The 21559-nt window shown below is 71.8% G+C and carries 20 protein-coding genes; 9 read left to right on the forward strand and 11 right to left on the reverse strand.

The features are described from left to right. Positions 1 to 97: 97 nt before the first annotated feature. Entirely contained in the window at positions 98 to 496 is a 399-nt protein-coding gene (locus ACLF3M_RS12835; RefSeq protein WP_430657325.1) for an STY0301 family protein, read from the forward strand. Here the strand turns inward: ACLF3M_RS12835 and ACLF3M_RS12840 are convergent, their stop codons facing one another. From ACLF3M_RS12840 to ACLF3M_RS12860, 5 genes are read right to left on the reverse strand one after another with little or no spacing between them, the layout of a single operon-like run. Then, positions 497 to 2152: a hydantoinase B/oxoprolinase family protein gene (locus tag ACLF3M_RS12840; protein WP_430657326.1), complete on the reverse strand. Its 1656-nt coding sequence runs from the start codon at positions 2150 to 2152 to the stop codon at positions 497 to 499. Beyond that, the gene (locus tag ACLF3M_RS12845; RefSeq protein WP_430657327.1) at positions 2149 to 2481 is read right to left on the reverse strand and encodes a hypothetical protein; all 333 of its coding nucleotides are present in this window, start codon (positions 2479 to 2481) and stop codon (positions 2149 to 2151) included. The genes ACLF3M_RS12840 and ACLF3M_RS12845 overlap by 4 nt, the downstream gene beginning before the upstream one ends. Continuing rightward, on the reverse strand, positions 2478 to 4556 hold the full coding sequence (locus ACLF3M_RS12850) for a hydantoinase/oxoprolinase family protein (RefSeq protein ID WP_430657328.1): 2079 nt from the start codon (positions 4554 to 4556) through the stop codon (positions 2478 to 2480). Before ACLF3M_RS12850 ends, ACLF3M_RS12845 begins: the two co-directional genes overlap by 4 nt. Further along, positions 4553 to 5818: a hydantoinase/carbamoylase family amidase gene (locus tag ACLF3M_RS12855; protein WP_430657329.1), complete on the reverse strand. Its 1266-nt coding sequence runs from the start codon at positions 5816 to 5818 to the stop codon at positions 4553 to 4555. Before ACLF3M_RS12855 ends, ACLF3M_RS12850 begins: the two co-directional genes overlap by 4 nt. Positions 5819 to 5827: 9 nt before the next feature. Continuing rightward, on the reverse strand, positions 5828 to 6619 hold the full coding sequence (locus ACLF3M_RS12860; RefSeq protein WP_430657330.1) for an SDR family oxidoreductase: 792 nt from the start codon (positions 6617 to 6619) through the stop codon (positions 5828 to 5830). 108 nt (positions 6620 to 6727) lie between these two features. Between ACLF3M_RS12860 and ACLF3M_RS12865 the strand changes: the two genes are divergently transcribed. The 7 genes from ACLF3M_RS12865 to ACLF3M_RS12895 are packed head-to-tail and all read left to right on the forward strand — an operon-like array spanning position 6728 to position 15462. Then, positions 6728 to 7705 (forward strand): 2-hydroxyacid dehydrogenase, encoded by a 978-nt coding sequence (locus ACLF3M_RS12865; RefSeq protein WP_430657331.1) that lies wholly within the window; start codon positions 6728 to 6730, stop codon positions 7703 to 7705. Continuing rightward, positions 7705 to 9372, forward strand: coding sequence for an ABC transporter permease (locus ACLF3M_RS12870; protein ID WP_430657332.1), 1668 nt, complete (start codon positions 7705 to 7707; stop codon positions 9370 to 9372). Before ACLF3M_RS12865 ends, ACLF3M_RS12870 begins: the two co-directional genes overlap by 1 nt. A gap of 37 nt (positions 9373 to 9409) precedes the next feature. Then, the gene (locus tag ACLF3M_RS12875; RefSeq protein ID WP_430657333.1) at positions 9410 to 11653 is read left to right on the forward strand and encodes a penicillin acylase family protein; all 2244 of its coding nucleotides are present in this window, start codon (positions 9410 to 9412) and stop codon (positions 11651 to 11653) included. After that, positions 11653 to 13110: a GH3 family domain-containing protein gene (locus ACLF3M_RS12880; RefSeq protein ID WP_430657334.1), complete on the forward strand. Its 1458-nt coding sequence runs from the start codon at positions 11653 to 11655 to the stop codon at positions 13108 to 13110. The genes ACLF3M_RS12875 and ACLF3M_RS12880 overlap by 1 nt, the downstream gene beginning before the upstream one ends. A 53-nt stretch (positions 13111 to 13163) precedes the next feature. After that, positions 13164 to 13742: a hypothetical protein gene (locus ACLF3M_RS12885; protein WP_430657335.1), complete on the forward strand. Its 579-nt coding sequence runs from the start codon at positions 13164 to 13166 to the stop codon at positions 13740 to 13742. A gap of 5 nt (positions 13743 to 13747) precedes the next feature. Then, positions 13748 to 14446, forward strand: coding sequence for an endonuclease/exonuclease/phosphatase family protein (locus ACLF3M_RS12890; RefSeq protein ID WP_430657336.1), 699 nt, complete (start codon positions 13748 to 13750; stop codon positions 14444 to 14446). A 53-nt stretch (positions 14447 to 14499) separates the two neighbouring features. Next, the gene (locus ACLF3M_RS12895; RefSeq protein ID WP_430657337.1) at positions 14500 to 15462 is read left to right on the forward strand and encodes an MBL fold metallo-hydrolase; all 963 of its coding nucleotides are present in this window, start codon (positions 14500 to 14502) and stop codon (positions 15460 to 15462) included. A 67-nt stretch (positions 15463 to 15529) separates the two neighbouring features. On the opposite strand, the gene ACLF3M_RS12900 is transcribed toward ACLF3M_RS12895, so the two are convergent. Then, positions 15530 to 16564, reverse strand: coding sequence for a Fe(3+) ABC transporter substrate-binding protein (locus ACLF3M_RS12900; protein ID WP_430657338.1), 1035 nt, complete (start codon positions 16562 to 16564; stop codon positions 15530 to 15532). A 158-nt stretch (positions 16565 to 16722) separates the two neighbouring features. Between ACLF3M_RS12900 and glsA the strand changes: the two genes are divergently transcribed. Then, entirely contained in the window at positions 16723 to 17697 is a 975-nt protein-coding gene (gene glsA / locus ACLF3M_RS12905; RefSeq protein WP_430657339.1) for a glutaminase A, read from the forward strand. A gap of 34 nt (positions 17698 to 17731) precedes the next feature. On the opposite strand, the gene ACLF3M_RS12910 is transcribed toward glsA, so the two are convergent. The 5 genes from ACLF3M_RS12910 to ACLF3M_RS12930 form a co-directional block, all read right to left on the reverse strand. Then, positions 17732 to 19300, reverse strand: coding sequence for a GMC family oxidoreductase (locus tag ACLF3M_RS12910; protein WP_430657340.1), 1569 nt, complete (start codon positions 19298 to 19300; stop codon positions 17732 to 17734). 4 nt (positions 19301 to 19304) lie between these two features. Further along, positions 19305 to 19838, reverse strand: coding sequence for a gluconate 2-dehydrogenase subunit 3 family protein (locus tag ACLF3M_RS12915; RefSeq protein WP_430657341.1), 534 nt, complete (start codon positions 19836 to 19838; stop codon positions 19305 to 19307). A gap of 28 nt (positions 19839 to 19866) precedes the next feature. After that, positions 19867 to 20262: a VOC family protein gene (locus ACLF3M_RS12920; protein WP_430657342.1), complete on the reverse strand. Its 396-nt coding sequence runs from the start codon at positions 20260 to 20262 to the stop codon at positions 19867 to 19869. Between the two features lie 103 nt (positions 20263 to 20365). Then, positions 20366 to 20662, reverse strand: coding sequence for a ribbon-helix-helix domain-containing protein (locus tag ACLF3M_RS12925; RefSeq protein ID WP_430657343.1), 297 nt, complete (start codon positions 20660 to 20662; stop codon positions 20366 to 20368). A 61-nt stretch (positions 20663 to 20723) separates the two neighbouring features. Further along, a complete protein-coding gene (locus tag ACLF3M_RS12930) occupies positions 20724 to 21518 on the reverse strand; it encodes an HpcH/HpaI aldolase family protein (protein ID WP_430657344.1) in 795 nt (264 codons plus the stop codon). Between the last annotated feature and the right edge of the window lie 41 nt (positions 21519 to 21559).

Below are 21559 nucleotides of genomic sequence, written 5' to 3' on the forward strand. Positions count from 1 at the left end.
GCGGGCAACGCGAGCACGTCTTCACGTCACGCTTCGTCACCGCGTTCCACCGGAGGGCGCATCGTGACAGGCTGGCCGCGAAACGGAGGTTCACCCGATGCGCCTGCTTGCCGTGCTGATCGCGCTGCTGCTGCCGCTGCCGGCGATGGCCGCGATCGCCTGCCCCGACCGCCTGCCCGACGAAGGCGCGCCGCCGCCCTTCGAGCGGCTGGGTCTCGGCGCAGGCCGCGGCATGCGATCGGCGCTGGTCGAGGCCTGGCTAGTCTATGGCGCGCCGGGCGAGGAGACGAAGCCGGCGCCGGCGATCTCCGCACCCGACCGATCGACCGGCCGCGCGCCGCGCTTCACCAACAGCTGGGACCTCGACACCCGCGATCCCATGCTGCTGGTCTGCATCTACGGCCAGGGCGTCTGGCTGCGCGCGCCGGTGCCGGCGGGCACGCGGCGCTGCACCCAGACCGGCGACGGGCGCAGTCAGGCGATGAGGTGCGAGTAGTCAGGCCCCGTAAAGCGCCTTCGCCTGCTCCTCGCTGACCAGCCCGTCGGCCACGTCGCGCGCGACCAGCGCGCGGTCGCGAGCCTTCGGGTCGCCCATGCCGCCGCCGCCCGGCAGCTTCAGCAGCAGGCGACGGCCCTTCGGAATGACCTGGTAGCCCTTGGTGCGCAGCCGGGTGCCGTCATCAAGGCCGACCCAGCCCGTCGCGCCCTCTCCGCCGCCTTCGCGGCCCTTCGGCGCATTGGCGACGCGGTCGAAGGTCGCGTTGACTGCGAATTCCGCGTCGCCCTTGGCGCCGATCTCCATCACCTTGCCGAAGCCGCCGCGGGTGCGGCCGGCGCCGGCGGAATCCTCGCGCAGCTGGTTCTGCCAGAAGATCACCGGCGCGACGTTCTCCGTCGCCTCCACGGGCATGGTGCGCACGCCCGACGGGAAGGCCGTGCCGTCCAACCCGTCCTTGGTCGGGCGGGCGCCGGTGCCGCCGGAATTGAAGGTGATGATCTCGAAATCCGGCAGCTCGGCCTCGGCGCCGCTGACTTGCGCGCCACCGCGCAGCGGCGGGTTCCACAGCGCCGACGATCCCTCGGCGTTCACGCGGTCCGGCACTGCCTGGTGCAGGCAGCCCATCATGAGATCCGGCAGCAGCTGGCCGACGACGTGCCGCACGCTGACGGGATAGGGCCGCGGCGCATTCAGGATGCAGCCCTCGGGGATCTCCATCCGGAAGGGCGCGAGGGACGCCCAGTTGTTCGGGATCTCCGGCGCCACGACGCACTTGATCCCGAAACAGGAATAGGCGCGGCAATAGGCGGCGGGGACGTTGATGCCGCGGTTCGACAGCCCCGACGTGCCGGCATAGTCCACCACGACCTGTTCGGCCTTGACCGTCATCGCGGCCTTCAGCGTCACCGGTGCCTCGTAGCCGTCGGAGCGAATCTCGGCGCGATAGGTGCCGCGCGGCAGCTTCGCGATCTCCTCCAGCGTCGCCTTCAGGGAGCTGTCGAAGATGTAGGTCGCGAGCTCGTCGAGGCTGTTCATCGCGAACTCGTCCATCATCTCGACCAGCCGCTTCGCGCCGGCGTCGTTGCAGGCGCAGAGGGAATAGACGTCGCCCTCGAGCTCGACCGGCGTGCGAGACCCTGCGCGGATGAAGTCGAAGAAGGTCTCGTTCGCGTGGCCGCGGTCGAAGCACTTCACGATCGGGATGTAGAGCCCTTCCTCGAAGACGGACCGCCCTTCCGGCCCCATGCCGAGGCCACCGACGTCGATGACATGCGCGGTGTTGGCAAACAGGCCGACGATCTTCCCCCTGCGGAAGGCCGGCGTGACGACCGTCAGGTCGTGCAGGTGTCCGGTGCCGAGCCAGGGATCGTTGGTGATGTAGTGATCGCCCGGCTTCATCGTCTCGGCAGGAAACTTCGCGAGGAAGTGGCCAACGGATTCCATCATGGAGTTGACATGGCCCGGCGTGCCCGTGACGGCCTGGGCCAGCATGCGGCCCTGCAGGTCGAAGATTCCGGCCGAGAGGTCGCCGGCTTCCCGCACCGTGGTGGAGAAGGCGGTGCGGATCATGATCTGCGCCTGTTCCTCGACCACAGCGATCAGCCGGTTCCACTGGATCTGGCGCTGGATCTGCGCGAGGGCCTCGTTCGTCACGCCTTCACTCCCGTCGCGCCATGCGTGGTCAGCAGGCTCAGCACCTGCACGGATTGCGGCAATTCGATCAGGTATTCCACGTCGCGCGGCAGGTGGTGGATGGCGCGGGGATCGGCACCGGTGAAGCGGGCCATCGCCTCCACGCTCTCCCAGTAGGAGATGGTCATGAACTCGACCTCCTCGCCGCGGTCCTCGCGGAAGGTCTGCACGCCCATCGCCTTTTCGACCAGCGGGCGGATGCCGACCTCGTAGTTGTAGGCCTCGTACTCGTCGGCGACCTCGCGCCGCGTGCGGCCGCGCCAGATGCGCGCGATGCTGGGCTGGGTCATGCCGTCCTCCTGCTGTCACGGAGTTCGAGGTAGCCGAGGCCATCCACGCGGCAGCGCCAGCCCGGGCCGACCAGCGTGGACGTCTCGGCCTCCGCCACGATGCAGGGACCGGCGACTTCCGCGCCGGGCGCCATGTTCTCGCGGTCGTAGACGGCCCAGTCCGCGACATCCCCGGTCGCGGTGTCGCGCACGGCCTGGGTGCGCACGCGCTTCGGCGCCGGCGCGTCGGCCACGGGGGCGACGGGTTCAACGTCTTCCACCACTGTCGCGACGGTGACGGCGAAGGACAGGATCTCCACGTCGCTGCCCGGCACCGGGCGGTCGTAGAAGCGCGTGTACTCCGCGTCGTAGGCCGCGCGGATCGCGGCGACGTCGTCCTTGGTCAATTCGCGCGCGGGCAGCGCGACGGCGATCTCGTGGCCCTGGCCGACATAGCGCATGAAAGCCAGGCGGTGCTCGGTGCTCGGCGCGCCGAAGGCGCCATGGGCCACGACCTCCGACGCCTCCGCCGACATCGCGGCGAGCAGCGCGTTGACCGCGGCCAGGTCGAAGGTCGCGAATCGCTGGTAGAGCGACTTCACGACCTCGTACGCGACCGGCGCACGCAGGAAGCCGATGGCCGATCCGACGCCGGCGCCCGAGGGCACCAGCAGCCTGGTCACCCCGATCTTCTCTGCGACGCGATAGCCATGCACGGGCCCGCCGCCGCCGAAGGCGATGATGGCGCGGCCGTCATAGCCCTTGCCGGATTCGATGGCGTGCACGCGCGCGGCATTCGCCATGTTCTCGTCCACCATCTCGACGACGCCAAGCGCGGCCATCTCCGGCGAGAGGCCGAGGCGCTGCCCGATCTGCGCCGCCATCGCGTCCTTCGCGGGGCCGGGATGCAGCTTCAGCGCGCCGCCCGCGAACAGGTCAGGCTCATAGCGGCCGAGCAGCAGGTTCGCATCCGTCACCGCGGGCAGCGTCCCGCCGCGGCCGTAGCAGGCCGGGCCGGGATCGGCGCCGGCGCTCTCCGGGCCGACCTGGATGCGTCCCATGCTGTCGAGATGCGCGATGGAGCCGCCACCGGCGCCGATCTCCACCATCTCGATGACGGGGATGCGCAGCGGCAGGCCGGAGCCCTTCTTGAAACGGCCGACGCGCGCGACCTCGAAGCTGCGCGCGGCCTGCGGGGCGTAGTTGTCCACCAGGCAGACCTTGGCCGTGGTGCCGCCCATGTCGAAGGACAGGACGCGGTCCCAGCCTTTCTGCCGCGCAACATGTGCGGCGAAGATTGCGCCACCCGCGGGGCCGGACTCGACCAGGCGGATCGGGAAGCGCGCCGCGGTTTCCAGCGTGGTCAGCCCGCCGCCCGACAGCATCAGGAACAGCGGGCAGGCCAGCCCCGCCGCCCGCAGACCGTCCTCCAGCCGGTGCAGGTAGGACGCCATCCTCGGCTGGACATAGGCGTTGGCGACGGTGGTCGAGAAGCGCTCCCACTCCCGCATCTCCGGCGAGACGTCCGACGAAAGCGAGACCGGCAGGTCCGGCCAGACCTGGCGCACGATCGCCGCCGCGCGCTTCTCATGCGCGGGATTGACGAAGCTGTGGAGGAAACCGATCGCGAGGCTCTCGATCCCCTCCTCGCGGAGGAAGGCCAGCTGCCTGCGCACGGCCTCCTCGTCCAGCGGACGCAGGACCTTGCCCTCGTTGTCCAGCCGTTCCGGCACGGTCACGCGCCAGCGTCGCGGCACCAGCGGCTGCGGCAGGTCGATGTTGAGGTCGTACTGGTCGTAGCGGCTCTCGTTGCCGAGCGCGAGGACGTCCCGGAAGCCCTCGGTCGTCAGCAGCGCGGTGCGCGCGCCCTTCCGCTCGATCACCGCGTTGGTGGCCAGCGTCGTGCCGTGGATCAGCAATTCGATGTCAGTGGGCTGCAGCCCCGCCCGGCCGAGCACCACGCGCACGCCGTCCAGCACGCCGAGTTCCGGCGCGGCGGGCGTGGTCAGCACCTTGGCGGTCCAGCGCTCGCCGTCCCGTTCGATCGCGAGGTCGGTGAAGGTACCGCCGATGTCGACGGCCAGGCGTGCGCTCACTGGGAAATCTCCGCTGCCCATCGCTGCACGACGGCGCAGGCCTGCGAAAAATCCTCCATCCGCATCGCCTCGTGGGGGTTGTGGCTGCCGTTCTGGTTGCGCACGAAGAGCATCCCCGCGGGGATGCCGGCCTGCACGAAGGCTGCGGCGTCATGCCCGCCGCCACTCGCCATGGCCTTGTACTTGATGCCGAGCGCCTCCGCCGCGCGCTTCAGCCCGGCCTGCACGCCGGAATCCATCGGCGCAGCGCGGCTGCTGGTCTCGGCGCCGAGCTCGAAGCGCACGCCGCGGCGCGCCTCGATCTCCGGCACGATCTCGTAGAGCGTCTCCATCAGCGCATCCACGCTGCGCGGGTTGACGCTGCGGACATCGAGCTGGAAGCGCGCCTCGCCCGCGATCTTGGTGAAGCCGGCTTCCTCGGTCGTCGCCAGCACGCAGAAGGTGCAGACCAGGACGTGGCCCTCGGCCTCCAGCAAGGCCCAGCGCTCGTCCAGCCGATGCGCGAGTTCCGCCAGCGCGATCGCGGCGTCGCGCCGGTACTTCCGGGGCGTGCCGCCGGAGTGGTTGTATTCGCCTAAGCTCCGCGCGCTGCGCAGCCGCCGGCTGCCGGGGATGCCGGTGACGATGCCGACGGGGATCTGCTCGGCGTCCAGCACCGGCCCTTGCTCGATATGCAGTTCCAGGAAGGCAGCGGTGTCGGCGGCGCTGAAGGTCGTGCCGCCGGCCTCCGCGAACGACGGATCGAAGCCTTCCTCGCGCATGTGCTCCGCCAGCGTGAGGCCGGAATCCATACGCCTGATCTCAAGTTCTTCCTTGCGAAGCAGGCCGAGCGCGCCGCGGCTGCCGGGATAGCTCGTCGGGAACCAGGCGCCGGCCTCCTCGGCCCGCAGGGCCACCACCGTCACATCGCGCCCGGGCACGAAGCCAGCGCGCTGCATCCCAGCGACCGCCGCCAGCCCCGCCAGCACGCCCGCCGCGCCGTCGAAATTTCCGCCCGACTTCACGCTGTCGAGGTGGCTGCCCAGCAGCACGCGCTTCGCGGCCCGGTCAGCGCCCGGCAGTGTCATCAGCAGGTTGCCCAGCGGGTCGTGCCGCGTCTCCAGCCCCGCGTCGTCAGCGGCGGCCTTCACGATCGCATGCGCCTTGCGCTCGCCCGGGCCATAGGCCTCGCGCGTGATCCCGACACCGTCATGCGTCGCCGCGCGCAGCTCGTCGAACAGCCTCTCCGCCAGCGCCACGTCCGGCTGCAGGTTCGGGATCATCGCACGCCCTCAGAGCATGGACCGCACGCGGCCGCCATCGACGCGGATCATGGACCCCGTGATGTAGCCGGCCTGTTCGCTCGCCAGGAACGCGCCCGTCGGCCCGAACTCGCTGGGCTGGCCGATGCGGCCGGCGGGGATCTCCTCCGCCATCTTGCGCAGCTCGACCTCCTCGGACGTGCCGGCCTTGCCGGCGCGGGATCGCGCATTCTCGACGATGCGGTCGGTCTGGATGGAGCCCGGCGCCAGCACGTTCATCGTCACGCCATCCGCCGCCGCCTCCCCGGAATAGGTCTTGAGCCAGCCCCAGATCGCCGCGCGCAGCGTGTTGGACAGCGCGAGGTTCGGGATGGGCGTCTGCATCCCCGAACTACCGATCACGATCACCCGGCCCCATTTCCGCTGCCGCATCGCGGGGATCAGCCGGTTGGCGATGCGGATCGGGCTCGCCACGATCTGCTCGAACCAAGTGCGCAGCGCCGCGTCGGTAATCTCGGACGCCACGCAGGGCGTGGGCCCCCCGTGGTTCAGCACCAGGATGTCCACGCCGCCGAGCTTCGCAACGGCCTCGTCCGCCAGGCGGTCCATGTCCTCGCCCTTGGCGACGTCGGCGACGATCCCGTAAGCCGAAGCGGCGCCGGCCGTCTTCAGCTCGGCCGCCACCTTGTCGAGCGCCGCCTGGTTGCGGCCGCTGACGACGATCGCCGCTCCCTCGGCCGCCAGCGCGTCGGCCACCGACCGCCCCAGCCCCTTCGACGCGCCCATGACCAGCGCGCGCTTGCCCTTCAGACCCAGATCCATGGCGAAATACCCTTGTGCCGGCGGAGGGGGGCGAAACTGCCGCCCCGCCTCCCGGCTGGCAAGGCGCCCCTCCCCCGGCTATGCGTGCCCCTCCAAGGGAGAACGCTCATGGCCAGGCCCGTCCTGCTCGTCACCCGCAAGCTGCCCGAGGCGACCGAGGCCCGCGCCGCGCGCGACTACGACGCGCGGCTGAACCCCAAGGACGCCCCCTGGTTCAGGGACGGCGCCGAGATCGCGCGCCGCGCGACGGAGGCGGGTGCCGCCGGGGTGCTCTGCGCGGCGGGCGACCCGATGAATGCGCAGACCATCGCCGCCCTGCCCGCCAGCGTGAAGGTCATCGCGACCTTCTCCGTCGGCTACGACCACATCGCCATCGACGCCGCCAAGGCGCGCGGCATCGTCGTGACCAACACGCCCGAGGTCCTGTCCTTCGCCACCGCCGAATGCGCCTTCACCCTGATGCTGATGGCCGCCCGCCGCGCCGGCGAGGGCGAGCGCATGGTCCGCGCCCGCGCCTGGGAAGGCTGGGCACCGACCCAGCTCATGGGCGTGACGCTGGAGAACAAGACGCTGGGCATCGCCGGCTTCGGCCGCATCGGGCGGGAGCTCGCGGCCATGGCGCGCGGGTTCCGGATGAAGATTCACTACCGCGACATCCAGCGCGCACCCGCCGATCTGGAACAGGGCGCCGTGTTCCACGACAACGACGACAGCTTCCTCGGCGCGATCGACATCATCTCGATGCACATGCCGGGCGGCGACGCCACGCGGAAATGGCTGAACGCGGAACGGCTCGCGCGCATGAAGAAGGGCGCGATCGTCATCAACACCGGCCGCGGCGGCTCGGTGGACGACGCCGCGCTCGTGGATGCGCTGAAGTCCGGCCACATCCGCGCCGCCGGCCTCGACGTCTATGACGGCGAGCCCAAGGTGTTCGACGGCTATCTCGGGCTCGAGAACGTCGCGCTGCTGCCGCATCTCGGTAGTGCCACGATCGAGACGCGCGACGCGATGGGCCATCGCGCGCTCGACAACCTCGACGCCGTGCTGCGGCTGAACCAGCCGGCGCCGCATCGCGTGGCGTGATGTCGCACGCCGCCGAGGCCCTGCCCGCCCGTCATGCGCAGTCCCGGCGTCGCGCGACGCCTGCCTGGGCCTGGGGGTCTGTCGCGGTCGCGGCGGTGATCGCGGGGCCGCTGGTCTCGGTGCTGGTGACGGCGGCCGCACCGGGCGGCGAGGCCTGGACGCATCTCGCGCGCACCGTCCTGCCGGACCTGCTGGTGAACTCGCTGCTGCTGGCACTGCTGGTCGGCGTCATGGCGGCCAGCATGGGCGCGGTCAGTGCCTGGCTGGTCGCGGCCTGCGACTTCCGCGGGCGGGCGCTGATCGAAGTGGCACTGCTGCTGCCGCTGGCGATGCCGGCCTATGTCTGCGGCTACGCCTATGTCTGGCTGCTGGACGTCGCGGGCCCGGTGCAGGAGAGCTTCCGCGCCGCGACTGGCCTGCGCTGGAACGAATACTGGTTCCCGGAGATCCGCAGCCTGCCAGGCGCCGCGCTGATGCTGGCGGCGGTGCTGTATCCCTACGTTTATCTCCTCTGCCGCGGCGCCTTCCTGACGCAGAGCGTCTGCCTGCTGGAAGCCAGCCGCACGCTCGGCCACGGCCTGCCCCGCACCTTCGTCCATGTCGCGCTGCCGATGGCGCGCCCGGCGCTGGCCGGCGGCATCGCGCTCGTGCTGATGGAGACGCTGGCGGATTACGGCACCGTGCAGCATTTCGCCGTGCGCACCTTCACCACCGGCATCTACGACAGCTGGTTCGGGCTGGGAAACCGCCCCGCCGCGGCGCAGCTTGCGGCCTGCCTGATGGGGCTGATCGCACTGCTGCTGCTGCTGGAACGCGCCTCCCGCGGCGGGCGGCGCTTCCACCCCACGACGACGCGCAGCCCGCCGCTGCGGCCCGTCGTGCTGCGGGGCTGGAAGCAGGCGCTGGCCATCGCGGCCTGCTGCATGCCGGTGCTGCTGGGCTTCGTGATCCCGGCGGGCACGCTCTTCGCGCTGATGCTGAAGCAGTCCAACCCCTTCGAGGCACGGCGCGTGCTGCCCTATGCCTTCAACAGCCTGACGCTGGCCGTGATGGCGGGCGTCCTTGCCGTGCTGATCGCCGCCCTGCTGGCCTGGTCGCAGCGGCTGCATCCGTCCCCCGTCCGCGCGGCCGCGAACCGCGTGGCGTCGCTCGGCTACGCCATGCCGGGATCGGTGATCGCCGTCGGCGCGCTGGTGCCCTTCGCGCTGTTCGACAATGCGCTGGACGGCTGGATGCGCGCCCGCTTCGGGATCTCCACCGGCCTGGTCCTGTCCGGCACCATCGCGGCGCTGGTCTTTGCCTATCTCGTGCGCTTCCTCGGCGTCGCGATCTCCGCGGTGGAATCCGGCCTGACCCGGATCCGCCCGTCGCTCTTCGCCGCCGCCCGCGTGCTGGGCCGCAGCCCTGGCCGCGCCGTGCGGGAGGTCGAACTGCCCATGGCGCGCGGCGCGCTGCTGACCGCCGGCGTCCTCGTCTTCGTGGACACGATGAAGGAGCTGCCGGCGACGCTGATCGTCCGCCCCTTCGACTTCGACACGCTGGCGGTCCGCGTCTATGCGCTCGCCGCCGACGAGCGCCTGGCCGAGGCCTCCACCGCCGCGCTGCTGATCGTCGCCGTCGGCCTGCTGCCGGTCGCCGTCCTGGTCCGCGCGATGCGCAGGCACTGACTGGCATTCGCGCGCGGGCAGGCCATCTTCTGCGGCGATGCGCCTCCGCCCCTTCCTGATCGGCCTGCTTGCCCTCCTTCCGGGCTGCGCAGCGCTGTCGCCGCGCGCCACGCCGGTGGACCAGCGCCTGGCCGCGATCCCCGCCGGCGCGCCGGTCTCCCGCCCCGTCGAGATCCGCTGGAATGACCACATGGTCCCCTGGATCACCGCGGAGACCGACGAGGACCTCGCCGTCGCGCTCGGGCTGGTGCACGGGCATCTCCGCGGGGCGCAGGTGTCGCTCATGCGCCTGATCGCGCAGGGGCGCCTGGCCGAGGTCGCCGGCCCGCCCGCGCTGGAGGTGGACCACGCGCTCCGCATCCTCGGCTTCGGCCGCGCCGCGGCGGAGATCATCGCGGCCTGGCCGCCGGAGACGCGTACCTTCGTCCAGGCCTTCCTCCGCGGCCTGAACCACGCCCTGCTGAACGGCCCGCCCCCGCCCGAATCCGGCCTGCTCGCCCTGCCCCGCGAGCCCGTGACCGAGGAAGACCTGCTCGCCGTCGGCCGCCTGGCGGGGACCGACATCACCTGGCTCTCCTATGCCTCCCTCCTGCCCTTGCGAGGCCAGCCCGGTTTCGCCGCACTCTGGCAGCGCGTGCGGGAAGCCGGCGGCAATCCCGTACCGTCCGAGCAGGCCGGGCTGCTCGGCGAGATCCTGGGCGGCACGTCGCGCAGCGGCAGCAACAGCGTCGCCGTCGCGGCCTCGCGCAGCGCGACGGGCGGCGCGCTGATCGCCTCCGACCCGCATCTCTCCATGAACATGCCGAATCTCTGGCTCGTCGTCGGCATGCGCTCCCCGTCGTATCACGCTGTCGGGCTGATGGTGCCGGGGCTGCCGATCATCGGCGTCGGCCGCAACCCCGACGTCGCCTGGGGCGGGACGAATCTGCGCTCGGCCTCGTCGGACCTGTTCGACGTCTCGCAGCTGCCGCCCGAGGCCTTCCGCACCGAGACGGTGCGCCTGTCGCAGCGGCTCTGGTTCGACACCACGCGGCGCGTGCGCATCTCGCCTCTCGGACCGGTCGTGAGCGATGCGTCGCTGATCCCCAGCGGCGGCGCGACGCTCGCGCTGCGCTGGGTCGGCCACGCGCCGACCGACGAGATTACGGCGCTGCTGCGCGCGTCGCGGGCCAGCGACGGCGACGCCTTCCAGCGCGCCTTCGCGGGCTTCGGCGTCAGCCCGCAGACCATGGTCTGGGCCGACACGCGCGGCCGTATCGGCCGCTTCATCGCGACGACGATTCCCGACCGTGCCGGCTTCCCGGCGACAGACTTCGTGCTCGACGCGCGCGATCCGAACGCGACCGCGCCCTGGCAGCGCCTGCGCGGTCCCGACACGCTGCCCGCCGAGAGCAATCCGCGCACGGGCGTCCTCGCCTCCGCCAACGACCGCCCGCGCTGGGCGGAGCGGCCGGGCGTGCCGCCGATCGGCTTCTTCTTCTCCGACCCCGACCGCGTGCAGCGGCTGGAAGAGCTTCTCGCCGCGACGCCGCGCCACACGCCGGCAAGCCTCGCCGCCATCCAGCGCGACGTCGTCAGCCCGCGCGCGGCGCAACTCGCCGCCCGCCTCAACGACCACCTCGCCGCGCTGCCCGGCGGCCATCCCGCGCCGGCGCTGCGCGACGCGCTCGGCGGCTGGCGTGGCGACTATGCCGATGAGAGCCGCGCCCCAGTCGCCTTCGAGATGCTGCTGGCGCGCCTGGTCCCGGCGCTGCGAGACGCCTCGCTCTCGCCGCGCGGGCCGGAGAGCCAGTGGAACTTCCTCACGACCTTCCTGCTGCGCGACATCGACGCACTGCCGCCGGCGCGGCGCGAGACGGTGCTGCGCGAGGCCGCGCTCGGCGCCCAGGCGGACTGGCAGCGCCTCGGAAGCTGGGGCGACATCCACCGCGTGCGCGCCGCGCATTGGCTGGTGAACCTGCCTGTAATCGGCGGCGCCTTCGTCTTTGCGGACTACCCCACCGGCGGCTCGCGCGAGACGCCGATGAAGACGAGCCACGGCCTGCTGGACGGCACGCGGCGGACCGCCAGCTTCGGTTCCATGGCGCGCCACGTCAGCGACATGGCCGACGCCGACGCCAACTGGTTCACGCTCTGGGGCGGGCAGGATGGCTGGCTGGGATCGGCCGCCTTCATGGACCAGGTCCCGCTGTGGCGCGACGGCCGCGCGGTGCGCGTGCCGCTGCGGGCGGAGACCGTCGCGAGGGAATTCCCGCGCGTGACCCGCATCGAGCCGCGTTGATGCTGGACGGCACGCCGATCCTGAAGCTCTTCACGCGCCCTCGCGTGGCGCGGATGGAATCGCTCGACCCCGTCGCCACGCAGGAGCGCCTGCTGCTCTCCTTCCTGCGCACCGCGCGCGACACGCGCTTCGGCCGCGCGCATGGCTTCGACGCGATCCGTGGCGTGCGCGATTTCCAGGCCCGCGTGCCGCTCCGCCGCTACGAGGATTTCTGGCGGGACTGGTGGCAAACGGATTTCCCCGTGCTGCGCGACGTCACCTGGCCCGGCCTGGTCCCCTATTTCGCGCTCTCCTCGGGCACGACCTCGGGCACCACGAAATACATCCCTGTCACCGCCGCGCAGATGGCGGCGAACCAGGGCGCGGGGCTGGACACGCTGGCCTGGCACCTCGCCGCGCATCCCCGCTCCCGCCCCTTTGCGGGCCTCTCCTTCATGCTCGGCGGCTCGACGGCGCTGCAGGACCTGGCGCCGGGCGTGCGCGGCGGCGACCTCTCGGGCATCGCGACGGTCGAAATCCCCCGCCTGCTGCGCGGCCGCGCCTGGCCGCCCGACACGATCGCGCTGACGCCGGATTGGGACGCCAAGCTTGCCGCGTTGGCGGAGCGGACGCCGCGCGAGGCCGTCCGTGTGCTGACCGGCACGCCCTCCTGGCTCCTGATGCTCCTGCACCGCATGGCACGCGACGGCGCGCCGCCTTTTCCCCACCTCGAGCTGCTGATCCATGGCGGCGCCGCCTGGGCGCCCTATCGCGACCGCTTCGGCCCCCTGCTGCCGCCGGGTTGTTCGACACGCGAGGTCTACCCCGCCAGCGAGGGGTTCTGCGCGATCCAGGACCGCGGCGAAGGCGAGGGCATGCGCCTGGTGCTGGATCGCGGCTGCTTCTTCGAATTCGTTCCCGTCGAGGAGCTCGACACGCCCGATCCCACCCGCCACTGGGCCGCGACGATCGAGACCGGCGTGGACTACGCCATCGTCCTGACCACCAATGCCGGTCTCCACGCCTATGTCGTCGGCGACGTCGTGCGCTTCGTGGACCGCCGCCCGCCGCGGCTGCTGATGACCGGACGCACGGCCTGGACGATGTCGGCCTTCGGCGAGCACCTCACCGGCGAGGAGATCGCCACCGCGCTGGATCGCCTCGGCATCCCGATCGCGGAATGGTGCTGCGGTCCCGAATTCGTGGGCGAACTCGGCCGCCATCGCCTGGTGCTGGAGACCGAGGCGCCGCTGGACGGCCTCGCCGCGCGCCTGGACGCGGCGCTCGCCGCGCTGAACGAGGACTACGCCGCCCACCGCAAGGGCGGCCAGCTCCTGCCGCCCGAACTCGTCGCCGTCCCGCCCGGCCGCTTTACGGAATGGATGCGCGCGCGCGGCAAGCTCGGCGGGCAGCACAAGGTGCCGCGCGTCATCGCCGACCCCGCGCGCTTCGCCGAGGCCGTCGCCGGGCTCGCCTGACACCCGCGCGCTTCTCCCGCGTTCAGGCCGGATCGGCCAGGACGGAGCGCTGCGTGCCCCTGCTCACCTCGGATGACCTGTCGCGCCATTCGCGCTTCGCCTGGGCCTGCCTGACTGCCTTGCTCGGCGTCGTCGCCTGGCTCTGGCTCGAGCAGAAGCACCGCGCCGCCCAAGGGACCCTTGCCGCGCTGCTCGGCTGCCTCGGCCTGATCCTGCCGCCGCGGGAGCGGATGGCGACCCTGCCCTGGCGGATCCGGGCCCTGCCGCGCCGCCTCGACGCCGCGCCCGTGCTGGCGACGCTGCTGTCGAGCCCGGGCTACGGCGTGAACTGGTTCTACGGCGCCAATCCCTATGACGAGATCGTCCACCTGCTGAGCGGCATGCTGGCCGGCGCGGTGCTGGGCGCGCTGGTCGCGGCGGATGGGCGGCCCCGCGCGGCCGCGGGGCTCGTTCTGATCGGCGCCGGCGCCGGCCTGGCGCTCGGCGTGGGGTGGGAGATCGTGGAATGGGCGCTGTCGCTGATCGGCGACGCGCTCGACACCGCCTCCGACATCGCGCTGACCACGTCCGGCGTCGTGATCGGCACGCTGTGGTGGGGACGACGCCGGGTGGACAGCACGGCGCCGGCCTGAGGGCCATGCGCGTCGCGACCTGGAACGTCCATCGTGGCCGCGGCCCCTTCGGCCTGTTCCGGCCAGGCCGCATCGCCGCGGTGATCGCGGCAATCGCGCCCGACCTGATCGCGCTGCAGGAAGCGCAGCACTACGTCGCGCGCGGGCGCGACATGCTGGACTTCGCGCGGATCGGCCGCGAGGCCGGCCTGCTCCCGCTGGACGTCGCCGGGGCGCGCGGCTGGCGCAGCAATGTCGTGCTGGTGCGGCGGGATGTCGATTTGCGCTTCGGACCGGCGGGGCTGCGCCTCGGCGGGCTTGAGCCGCGCGGCGCGATCCTGGCGGAGGTCGACCTCGGCGCCGGGCCGTTCCGGCTGATCGCCTGCCATCTCAGCCTCGGCGCCGCGCGGCGCCGCGCGCAGGCCGCGCTGCTGCTCGACGCGCTGCGGACGGGCGGCGGGCCGGGGCTGCCGACGCTGCTTCTCGGCGACCTCAATGAGTGGCGGCCGGACCGCTCGGCCCTCAGTGCGCTGCGACCCGAATTCGGCCCGGGCTGCGCCCTCGCGACCTTCCCCTCCTTCCGGCCGGCGCTCCCGCTCGACCACCTGCTGTGCAGGCCGGCGGGGCTGCTGAGCGACGTCGCAGTGCACGACAGCCCCCTGGCGCGGCGCGCCTCGGACCACCTGCCGCTCGTCGGGTGCTTCCATCCAGCCGCGCAGGGTTGACGAAAGCCTGGGCAACCTAACTGCTTGAAGCAGAACGAACGATAGGGATCCCCATGCTGACGCGACGCCTCGTCCTCGGCGCCGGCCTTGCCGCGGCTGGACCGCTGCTGCCTGCGCGCGCCGCCGCGCCCTTCCGCGGCGGGCAGAATGCCGGCTGGTACCGCTTCCGCCTCGGTGCCTTCGAATGCACGGTGCTGTCGGACGGCGCGCTCGATCTCGGCCCGCCGCATCCGACCTTCGGCGGCACCGCCGCGACGGCGGCCGAGGTCGAGGCCGTGCTGCGCGACGCCCGCCTTCCGACCGGTACGCTGCCCGGCCAGATCAATTGCCTCGTCGTGAACACGGGCCGGGAGATCGTGCTGCTCGATGCCGGGCTCGGGCCGTCCGCCCTGTTCGGGCCGGGGGCGGGGACCATCGGACAGGCGCTCGCGGCGTCCGGCATCGCAGCGGCCGAGGTGGACGTGGTCGCCTTCACCCATGCGCATGGCGACCACGCCTGGGGGATCGCAGATGCACAGGGGCGCGACGTGTTCCCGAATGCACGCTTCCTGATGACCGGTGCGGACCTCGATTTCTGGACGGCGGAGTCAGGCCTTTCCCTGCCGGAGCCGCTGCGCAGCCTGGTCGCCGGCACGCGCGACGTGGTGCTGCCGCGGCGCGCGAGGTTCACGACCCTGGCGCCGAACGGCGAGGTGGTGTCCGGCATCCGTGCCGTGCCGACGCCGGGCCACACCCTCGGCCATGTCAGCTTTGTCGTGGAAAGCCAGGGCCAGGCGCTGCTCGTCATGGGTGACGTTGCGAACCACTCGGTCATCGCGCTGGCCCGTCCCGACTGGCCCTTCGGCTTCGACGCCGATCCCGCGCTGGCCAGCCAGACCCGCCGCCGCACGCTCGACATGGCGGCGACGGACCGCGTGCAGGTGCTGGGCTACCACTTCCCCTTCCCCGGCCTCGGCCATGTCGAGAACCGCGGACAGGGCTTCGCCTTCCTGCCGACGCCCTGGCGCTGGGGCTGACGCCATCCCGGACCGGGACGCGCAGTCCCGGTCCGCCGGCTTCCCGACGCCGTCGTCGTCGCGCTGCTCAGCGCCAGCCCGACCGCTGCATGATGCGCAGTGCCTCGGCCGCGTTCTGCGCGGACTGCGTCGCGTGGATCGCCTCGCCGCGGAAGCTGCCCATCGCGACCAGCGCGGGGTGCAGCGGCACGCCGTCCACGACCGGGTATTCCATGTTGCCGAGCGCGAGGATCTGCTGCGCCTCCGGTGTCGTCAGGTATTCCAGGAAGCGCACCGCGTTCTCCCGGTTCGGCGAGGTCCTGACCATCGCCGCGCCCGAGACGTTGACATGCGCGCCGCGGTCGCCCGCCGCCTGGTTGGGGAAGATCACGCCGATCCTCTCGAACAGCGTGCGGTCCGCGGGATCCTGCGAGGCGCCGAAGGCCGCGAGGTAGTAGGTGTTGCTGATCGCGAGCTGGCACTGGCCGGACGGGATGGCGCGGAACTGGTCGCGGTCGCCGCCCTGCGGCGGGCGCGCCAGGTTCTGCGCGACGCCGCGCGCCCAGGCCTCGGTCGCTTCCGCCCCGTCGGCCGCGAGGATCGAGGCCACCATGCTGACGTTGTAGGGATGGTTCGCCGCGCGCACGCAGATCGTGCCGCGGAAGCGCGGATCGGCCAGGTCCTCGTAGCGCGCCAGGCCCTCCGGCGCGCCGCGCTGCTTGTCGAACATGATCACGCGAGCGCGCTGCGATACTGCGAACCACTGCCCGTCCGCGTCGCGCAGCCCCGCCGGCACGCGCTGGTCGATCACGGCGGAGCCATGCGGCTGCGTCACGCCGGCATCCTTGGCGCGCGCGAGCCGCGCCGCGTCCACCGTGATGAGGACGTCGGCCGGGCTGTTCGCGCCCTCGGTGCGGATCCGCTCGACCAGCTGGTCGGCATCGCCCTCGATCAGGCGGACGCGGATGCCTGTCGCGCGGGTGAAGGCGTCGTAGAGCTGCCGGTCGGTATCGTAGTGCCGCGCGGAATACACCGCGACCTCGCCGCGGTTGGGCTGGGCGTGCAGGCCGGCCGGGGCGAGGAGCAGGACGGCGAGGCCGGGCAGCAGGACGCGACGCAACATGGGGAGGTCTCTCCGTGACGATGGCGCCTAATTATCGCAATTGAGAACCATTCGCAAGTCAGCCCGCACGGAGGGACATTGCCCCGGCCCCCACTCGTCCGCTACAGCGCGCCGACGGGAGAACGCACACGCGGCTCTGGAGGGAGAGCTGCGACCGAATGAATTCAGCCGATGGGGGGCACCTCGCGCGCATCGTCGCGGAGGTGCATGCACGCCTCGCCGTCGTGACCGACGGCGAGGTCGCCGACTACATTCCCGCGCTGGCGCTGATGCCGCCGGACCTGTTCGGCATCGCGGTGGCAACGATGCAGGGCGAGGTGATCGAGGCCGGCGACACGCGCCGGCCCTTCACCATCCAGTCCGTGTCCAAGCCCTTCGCCTATGCGGTCGCGCTCGAGGTGCTGGGCCGCGAGCGGGTTCGCCAGGCCGTCGGCGTGCAGCCCATGGCGGAGGCCTTCAATGCCCTGGTGCTGGAGCCCCGGCGCAACCGCCCCTACAACGCCATGGTCAATGCCGGCGCGATCGCGGTGGCGGGCCTGCTCCGCCAGCATTTCGGGCCCGCCGCCTTCGACGAACTCACGGCCAGGCTGTCCGACGCCGCCGGCCGGCCGCTGGCGGTGGACCAGGCAGTCTACGAATCCGAGGCCGCAACCGGGCACCGCAACCGCGCGCTGGCGCATCTGCTCCATGCCGCCGGCATCTTCACCGTGCCAGCGGACGAGGCGGCCGACCTCTACTTCCGCCAATGCTCACTCAGCGTGACCGCGCGCGACGTCGCGATGATGGGCGCGACGCTCGCCCATATCGGCGCCAACCCGCGGACCGGGCAGGCGGTCTTCGGCCTGGACGCGGTGCGCGACACGCTGTCCGTGATGTTCTCCTGCGGGCTCTATGACGGCGCGGGCGAGTGGATCTGCCGCGTCGGCGTGCCAGCGAAGAGCGGCGTGGGCGGCGGCCTGGTCGCGGTGGTCAACCGCCTGCTCGGCATCGGCGTGTTCAGCCCGCGCGTGGACGGCGCGGGGAATCCGGTGCGCGGCCTGCTGGCCTGCGAGCACCTGTCGGAGGATCTCGGCCTGCACCTCTTCGAAAGCTCGAACCCGGGCTCGCGCCTGCTGCCCCTGCTGGCGCGGTAGGGGCGCGCCGCATCGGCGCGCCCTGCCCGGCGGGTCACACCTCGCCGCGCGCCATCCGGCCCGCGATGTGCTCGGCCTGGCGGATCGCCAGCGCCACGATGGTCAGCGTCGGGTTGCAGGCCGCGCCGGACGTGAACTGGCTGCCGTCGGACACATAGAGGTTTGGCAGGTCATGCGCCTTGCCCCACTTGTCCACCACGCCGTCGCGCGGGTTCTCGCTCATCCGGTTGGTGCCGAGGTTGTGCGTGCTGGGATAGGGCGTGGTCTGGAAGGTGCGCGTCGCGCCCACCGCCTCGTACAGCGCCTTGCCGCGGGCATAGGCGTGGTCGCGCATCGCGATGTCGTTGGGGTGGTCGTTGAAGGTGACATGCGCGACAGGCAGGCCGTGCCGGTCCCTGGCCGTCGGATCCAGCGTGATCCGGTTGCCCTCCTGCGGCATGTCCTCGCCGACGATCCAGAGGCCCGCCATGCGGTCGTAGCCGTCCATCGCGGCGGTGAAGCCGCGGCCCCAGGCGCCGGGCTCAAGGAAGGCCGCCATGAAGGGCACACCGAGCGAGAGCGTCTCGAGCTCGTAGCCGCCCACGAAGCCGCGGCGCGGGTCGTTGTGCGATTCGTCGCGCACGATGCCGGCCATGGTGGTGCCGCGGTACATGTGCACCTTGCGCTCGAACGTCGCGTAGACGCTGCCGGTGGTGTGGCGCATGTAGTTCCGGCCGACCTGGCCGGAGCTGTTGGCCATGCCGTCCGGGAACATGCTCGACGCGCTGTTCAGGAGCAGGCGCGGGCTCTCGATCGAGTTGCCGGCCACCGCCACGACGCGCGCGCGCTGGCGATGCTGTGCGCCTTGCGCATCGGCATAGACGACGCCCGTCGCGCGGCCGCGCGCGTCATGCTCGATCCTGAGCACCATGGCATCGGCCCGGACCTCGAGCCGTCCCGTCTCCTCGCCGCGCGGGATCTCGGTGTAGAGCGTCGACCACTTCGCCCCCATCTTGCAGCCCTGGAAGCAGAAGCCGAGCTGGCGGCAGCTCGTGCGGTCGTCGCGCGGCTGGCTGTTGATCGCCATGTTGCCGGTATGGACCTCGGTGTAGCCGAGCTTCTTCGCGCCGGCGGCGAAGACCCTGAAGTTGTTGTTGCCGGGCAGCCGCGGGATGCCGTTGGTCCCGGTCACGCCCATCTTGTCCTCGGCCTTCGCGTAGTACGGGTCGAGCTCCTCCTTCGTGATCGGCCAGTCCAGCAGATTGGCGCCCGCGACCTCGCCATAGGTGGTGCGCGCCTTGAACTCATGCGCCTCGAAGCGCAGCGACGCGCCGGCCCAGTGCGTGGTGGTGCCGCCGACGGCCTTCACGATCCAGGCCGGGAGGTTCGGGAAGTCCTTCGCGACGCGCCAGGACCCGCCCGTCATGCGCATGTCCGTCCAGGCGAGCTGCGTGAAGGACGCCCATTCGTCGTTGATGAAATCGGTGAACTCGTGCCGCTTGCCGGCTTCCAGGATCACCACCTTGGCGCCGCGCTGCGCCAGCTCGTTGCCGAGCGTGCCGCCGCCCGCGCCGGAGCCGATGATGACGACGACGCTGTCGTCGTTGAGGTCGAACGTCGCCATGGGATCAGGCCTCCGGCAGCCAGTCGATGTCGTTGAATCCGCGCTCGAGATAGCCGCCGTGTTCCCAGCTCGGGCCCTCGTAGCCGAGCTTCGCCCACACGTCGGGCTGGTTGTAGAGCGCGACCACGAGGTCGCCGCGGAGCTTGCGGAAGAATGCCCCGTCCTGCTGCGCCTTCAGCACCTCGACGCGCTGGTCCTCGGTGGCGACCGCGACGTAGTCGCGGCCGTGGCGGCGGCGGGCTTCGGCGTTCAGCGCGGCGACCCCTTCCTCCAGCAGCTGCTTCAGCTGCGCATTCGCGCCGGCCTGGTCGTCATAGGGCGCGACGGCGGCGACATAGAAGCGGTCGGGGAAGCTGTCATGGGGGAAGATGTCGCGCGCCGCCTTGACGATGGTCGTCATCGTCGCGGGCTGCAGGTTACGCGTGTCCGCCACCGCCGTTCCGCCGGTGGCGGCGACCGCGATCGCCGCCGGCGCCGCGGCGCCGCCGCGCAGCAGGACGCGCCGGCGCACCGTCGTCCGCTTGTCCACTTCCCTCATCGTCTCCAACTCCTCCCTGGGTCGTCGGTCAGGCATAGCGGCCGCGACGCTGCAGCACTTCCGTGCGGTAGCCGTCGGGGTCGGTGATGAAGAAGAAGCGCGCCAGCGGCTCGCCTTTGTGCTGCATGTCGCGGATCGGGCCGGGATGGATCCCCGCCGCGGCCAGCCGCGCATGCTCGGCCTCGAGGTCCGCGACCGCGACCGCAAGGTGCCCGTAGCCGTCGCCGAGCTGATACGGCTCGGTACGGCCGTGGTTGACGGTGAGCTCGAGCTCGAAAGGCCCGTCCGGCGCGCGGAGATAGAGCAGCGTGAAGCCGTCGAAGACGAGCCTGTCCGCGACCTCGAGCCCGAGGGCGGTCCCGTAGAACGCCACCGAGCGCGCCTCGTCGAGCACGCGGATCATCGAATGGATCGGCTTCGCCATGGTCGGTTCCCGGCAGGCATCGGGGCCGTCTGGCCCGTGTCGCGAGGGACGCTAGGCGAGCGTGGAAACCACGAGGTAGTAGCCGGCTATGACGACGAGGGAATCATGCGGCCCGGGCCGTGGCATCCTCGCGAGGAACCCGCTGGGTCGCGAGCCAGGCGAGGCAGGTCACCCGTAGCAGCGAAGCGAAGTTGCCGAGATCGCCCCGCAGCGCCAGCACCTCGTCATGCAGGGTGGCGCAGAAGCGCGGGACGGTGCTGCCTTCCTCGGCCGCGATGCGTTCCAGCACCTCCCAGAAGGCGCGTTCAAGGCGGATGCTGGTGACGTGGCCGTGCAGCCGGATCGCCCGCGTTTCGCACGCGTAGCGGCTCGGATCCTGCGATGCATAGATGTGGCACATGCGTTCCTCCCCGCGCGTTCCCCGGGTCCTTGCTGCAGCCCCGGCGGCGCCCGCAGGGAAATTAGCCGCCCCGCGGGTCGAGCCCCCGCAGGAACTTCGCCCGCGCACCGGCGGCGGCCATCACGAAACCGTGGTCGCCGCCGCCGAGGACGAAGCGGGCGCCGAGCCGGATGTACTCGGCCGCCGCCGTCTCGTCGTAGACGCCGCCCATGCCCATGACCTTGCCGTGCCGCGCGCAGGCCGCGCCGACGCGCTCATAGGCCAGCCGGACCTGCGGATGCCCGACCTCGCCAGGGATGCCCATCATCGCCGTCAGGTCGGAGGTGCCGAAGAACAGGATGTCCACGCCGGGCTCGCGGGCGATCTCCTCGGCGTTCTCGACGGCCTCCGGCGTCTCGATCATGCAGATGACCAGGATCTCGCGGTTCATCTCGGCCTGCGCCTCGGCGTGCCCGACGGCCTGCAGGCGATGCGCGAAGGGCGGCGCGCCCCGGCTGCGCCGGCCGAAGGGCGGGAAGCGGTAGGCGGCGGCGACGGCGCGCGCGTCGTCCGCGGTATTCACATGCGGGACCACGATGCCCATCGCCCCGTTGTCGAGGCAGCGCGTGCCCTCGTGCAGCGCATCCCGGCAGACGCGGACGAGGGGCGTGATGCCCTGCGACAGCGCGGCGATGCAGATCTGGCTCGCCTGCTCCACGCCCATGGCGCCGTGTTCCATGTCGGTGAAGAGCCAGTCGTAGCCGGTCGCCGCGGCGATCATGCCGACCGCGCCGCCGCGGAGGTGATGCACGCCGAAGCCGAGAGCGAGCCCGCCCTCGGCCAGGCGCAGGCGAACCTTGTTGGGGGTTACCGGCATGGCAGCGTCCTCCGTGAGGGGTCAGCGCATCATGCGGCCTG

Origin of the sequence: Falsiroseomonas sp. HW251 (genome assembly GCF_050563545.1) — a bacterium.
Taxonomy (GTDB): domain Bacteria; phylum Pseudomonadota; class Alphaproteobacteria; order Acetobacterales; family Acetobacteraceae; genus Falsiroseomonas.

What these genes read in the sequence shown, in the direction of transcription:
- ACLF3M_RS12860 (WP_430657330.1), bottom strand. Translation starts at nt 6,619, where the DNA reads ATGGATCTGGGTCTGAAGGGCAAGCGCGCGCTGGTCATGGGCGCGTCG.
- ACLF3M_RS12865 (WP_430657331.1), top strand. Translation starts at nt 6,728, where the DNA reads ATGGCCAGGCCCGTCCTGCTCGTCACCCGCAAGCTGCCCGAGGCGACC.
- ACLF3M_RS12915 (WP_430657341.1), bottom strand. Translation starts at nt 19,838, where the DNA reads ATGAGGGAAGTGGACAAGCGGACGACGGTGCGCCGGCGCGTCCTGCTG.
- ACLF3M_RS12845 (WP_430657327.1), bottom strand. Translation starts at nt 2,481, where the DNA reads ATGACCCAGCCCAGCATCGCGCGCATCTGGCGCGGCCGCACGCGGCGC.
- ACLF3M_RS12875 (WP_430657333.1), top strand. Translation starts at nt 9,410, where the DNA reads ATGCGCCTCCGCCCCTTCCTGATCGGCCTGCTTGCCCTCCTTCCGGGC.
- ACLF3M_RS12835 (WP_430657325.1), top strand. Translation starts at nt 98, where the DNA reads ATGCGCCTGCTTGCCGTGCTGATCGCGCTGCTGCTGCCGCTGCCGGCG.
- ACLF3M_RS12910 (WP_430657340.1), bottom strand. Translation starts at nt 19,300, where the DNA reads ATGGCGACGTTCGACCTCAACGACGACAGCGTCGTCGTCATCATCGGC.
- ACLF3M_RS12900 (WP_430657338.1), bottom strand. Translation starts at nt 16,564, where the DNA reads ATGTTGCGTCGCGTCCTGCTGCCCGGCCTCGCCGTCCTGCTCCTCGCC.
- ACLF3M_RS12890 (WP_430657336.1), top strand. Translation starts at nt 13,748, where the DNA reads ATGCGCGTCGCGACCTGGAACGTCCATCGTGGCCGCGGCCCCTTCGGC.
- ACLF3M_RS12925 (WP_430657343.1), bottom strand. Translation starts at nt 20,662, where the DNA reads ATGTGCCACATCTATGCATCGCAGGATCCGAGCCGCTACGCGTGCGAA.
- ACLF3M_RS12930 (WP_430657344.1), bottom strand. Translation starts at nt 21,518, where the DNA reads ATGCCGGTAACCCCCAACAAGGTTCGCCTGCGCCTGGCCGAGGGCGGG.
- ACLF3M_RS12870 (WP_430657332.1), top strand. Translation starts at nt 7,705, where the DNA reads ATGTCGCACGCCGCCGAGGCCCTGCCCGCCCGTCATGCGCAGTCCCGG.
- ACLF3M_RS12895 (WP_430657337.1), top strand. Translation starts at nt 14,500, where the DNA reads ATGCTGACGCGACGCCTCGTCCTCGGCGCCGGCCTTGCCGCGGCTGGA.
- ACLF3M_RS12855 (WP_430657329.1), bottom strand. Translation starts at nt 5,818, where the DNA reads ATGATCCCGAACCTGCAGCCGGACGTGGCGCTGGCGGAGAGGCTGTTC.
- ACLF3M_RS12920 (WP_430657342.1), bottom strand. Translation starts at nt 20,262, where the DNA reads ATGGCGAAGCCGATCCATTCGATGATCCGCGTGCTCGACGAGGCGCGC.
- glsA (WP_430657339.1), top strand. Translation starts at nt 16,723, where the DNA reads ATGAATTCAGCCGATGGGGGGCACCTCGCGCGCATCGTCGCGGAGGTG.
- ACLF3M_RS12880 (WP_430657334.1), top strand. Translation starts at nt 11,653, where the DNA reads ATGCTGGACGGCACGCCGATCCTGAAGCTCTTCACGCGCCCTCGCGTG.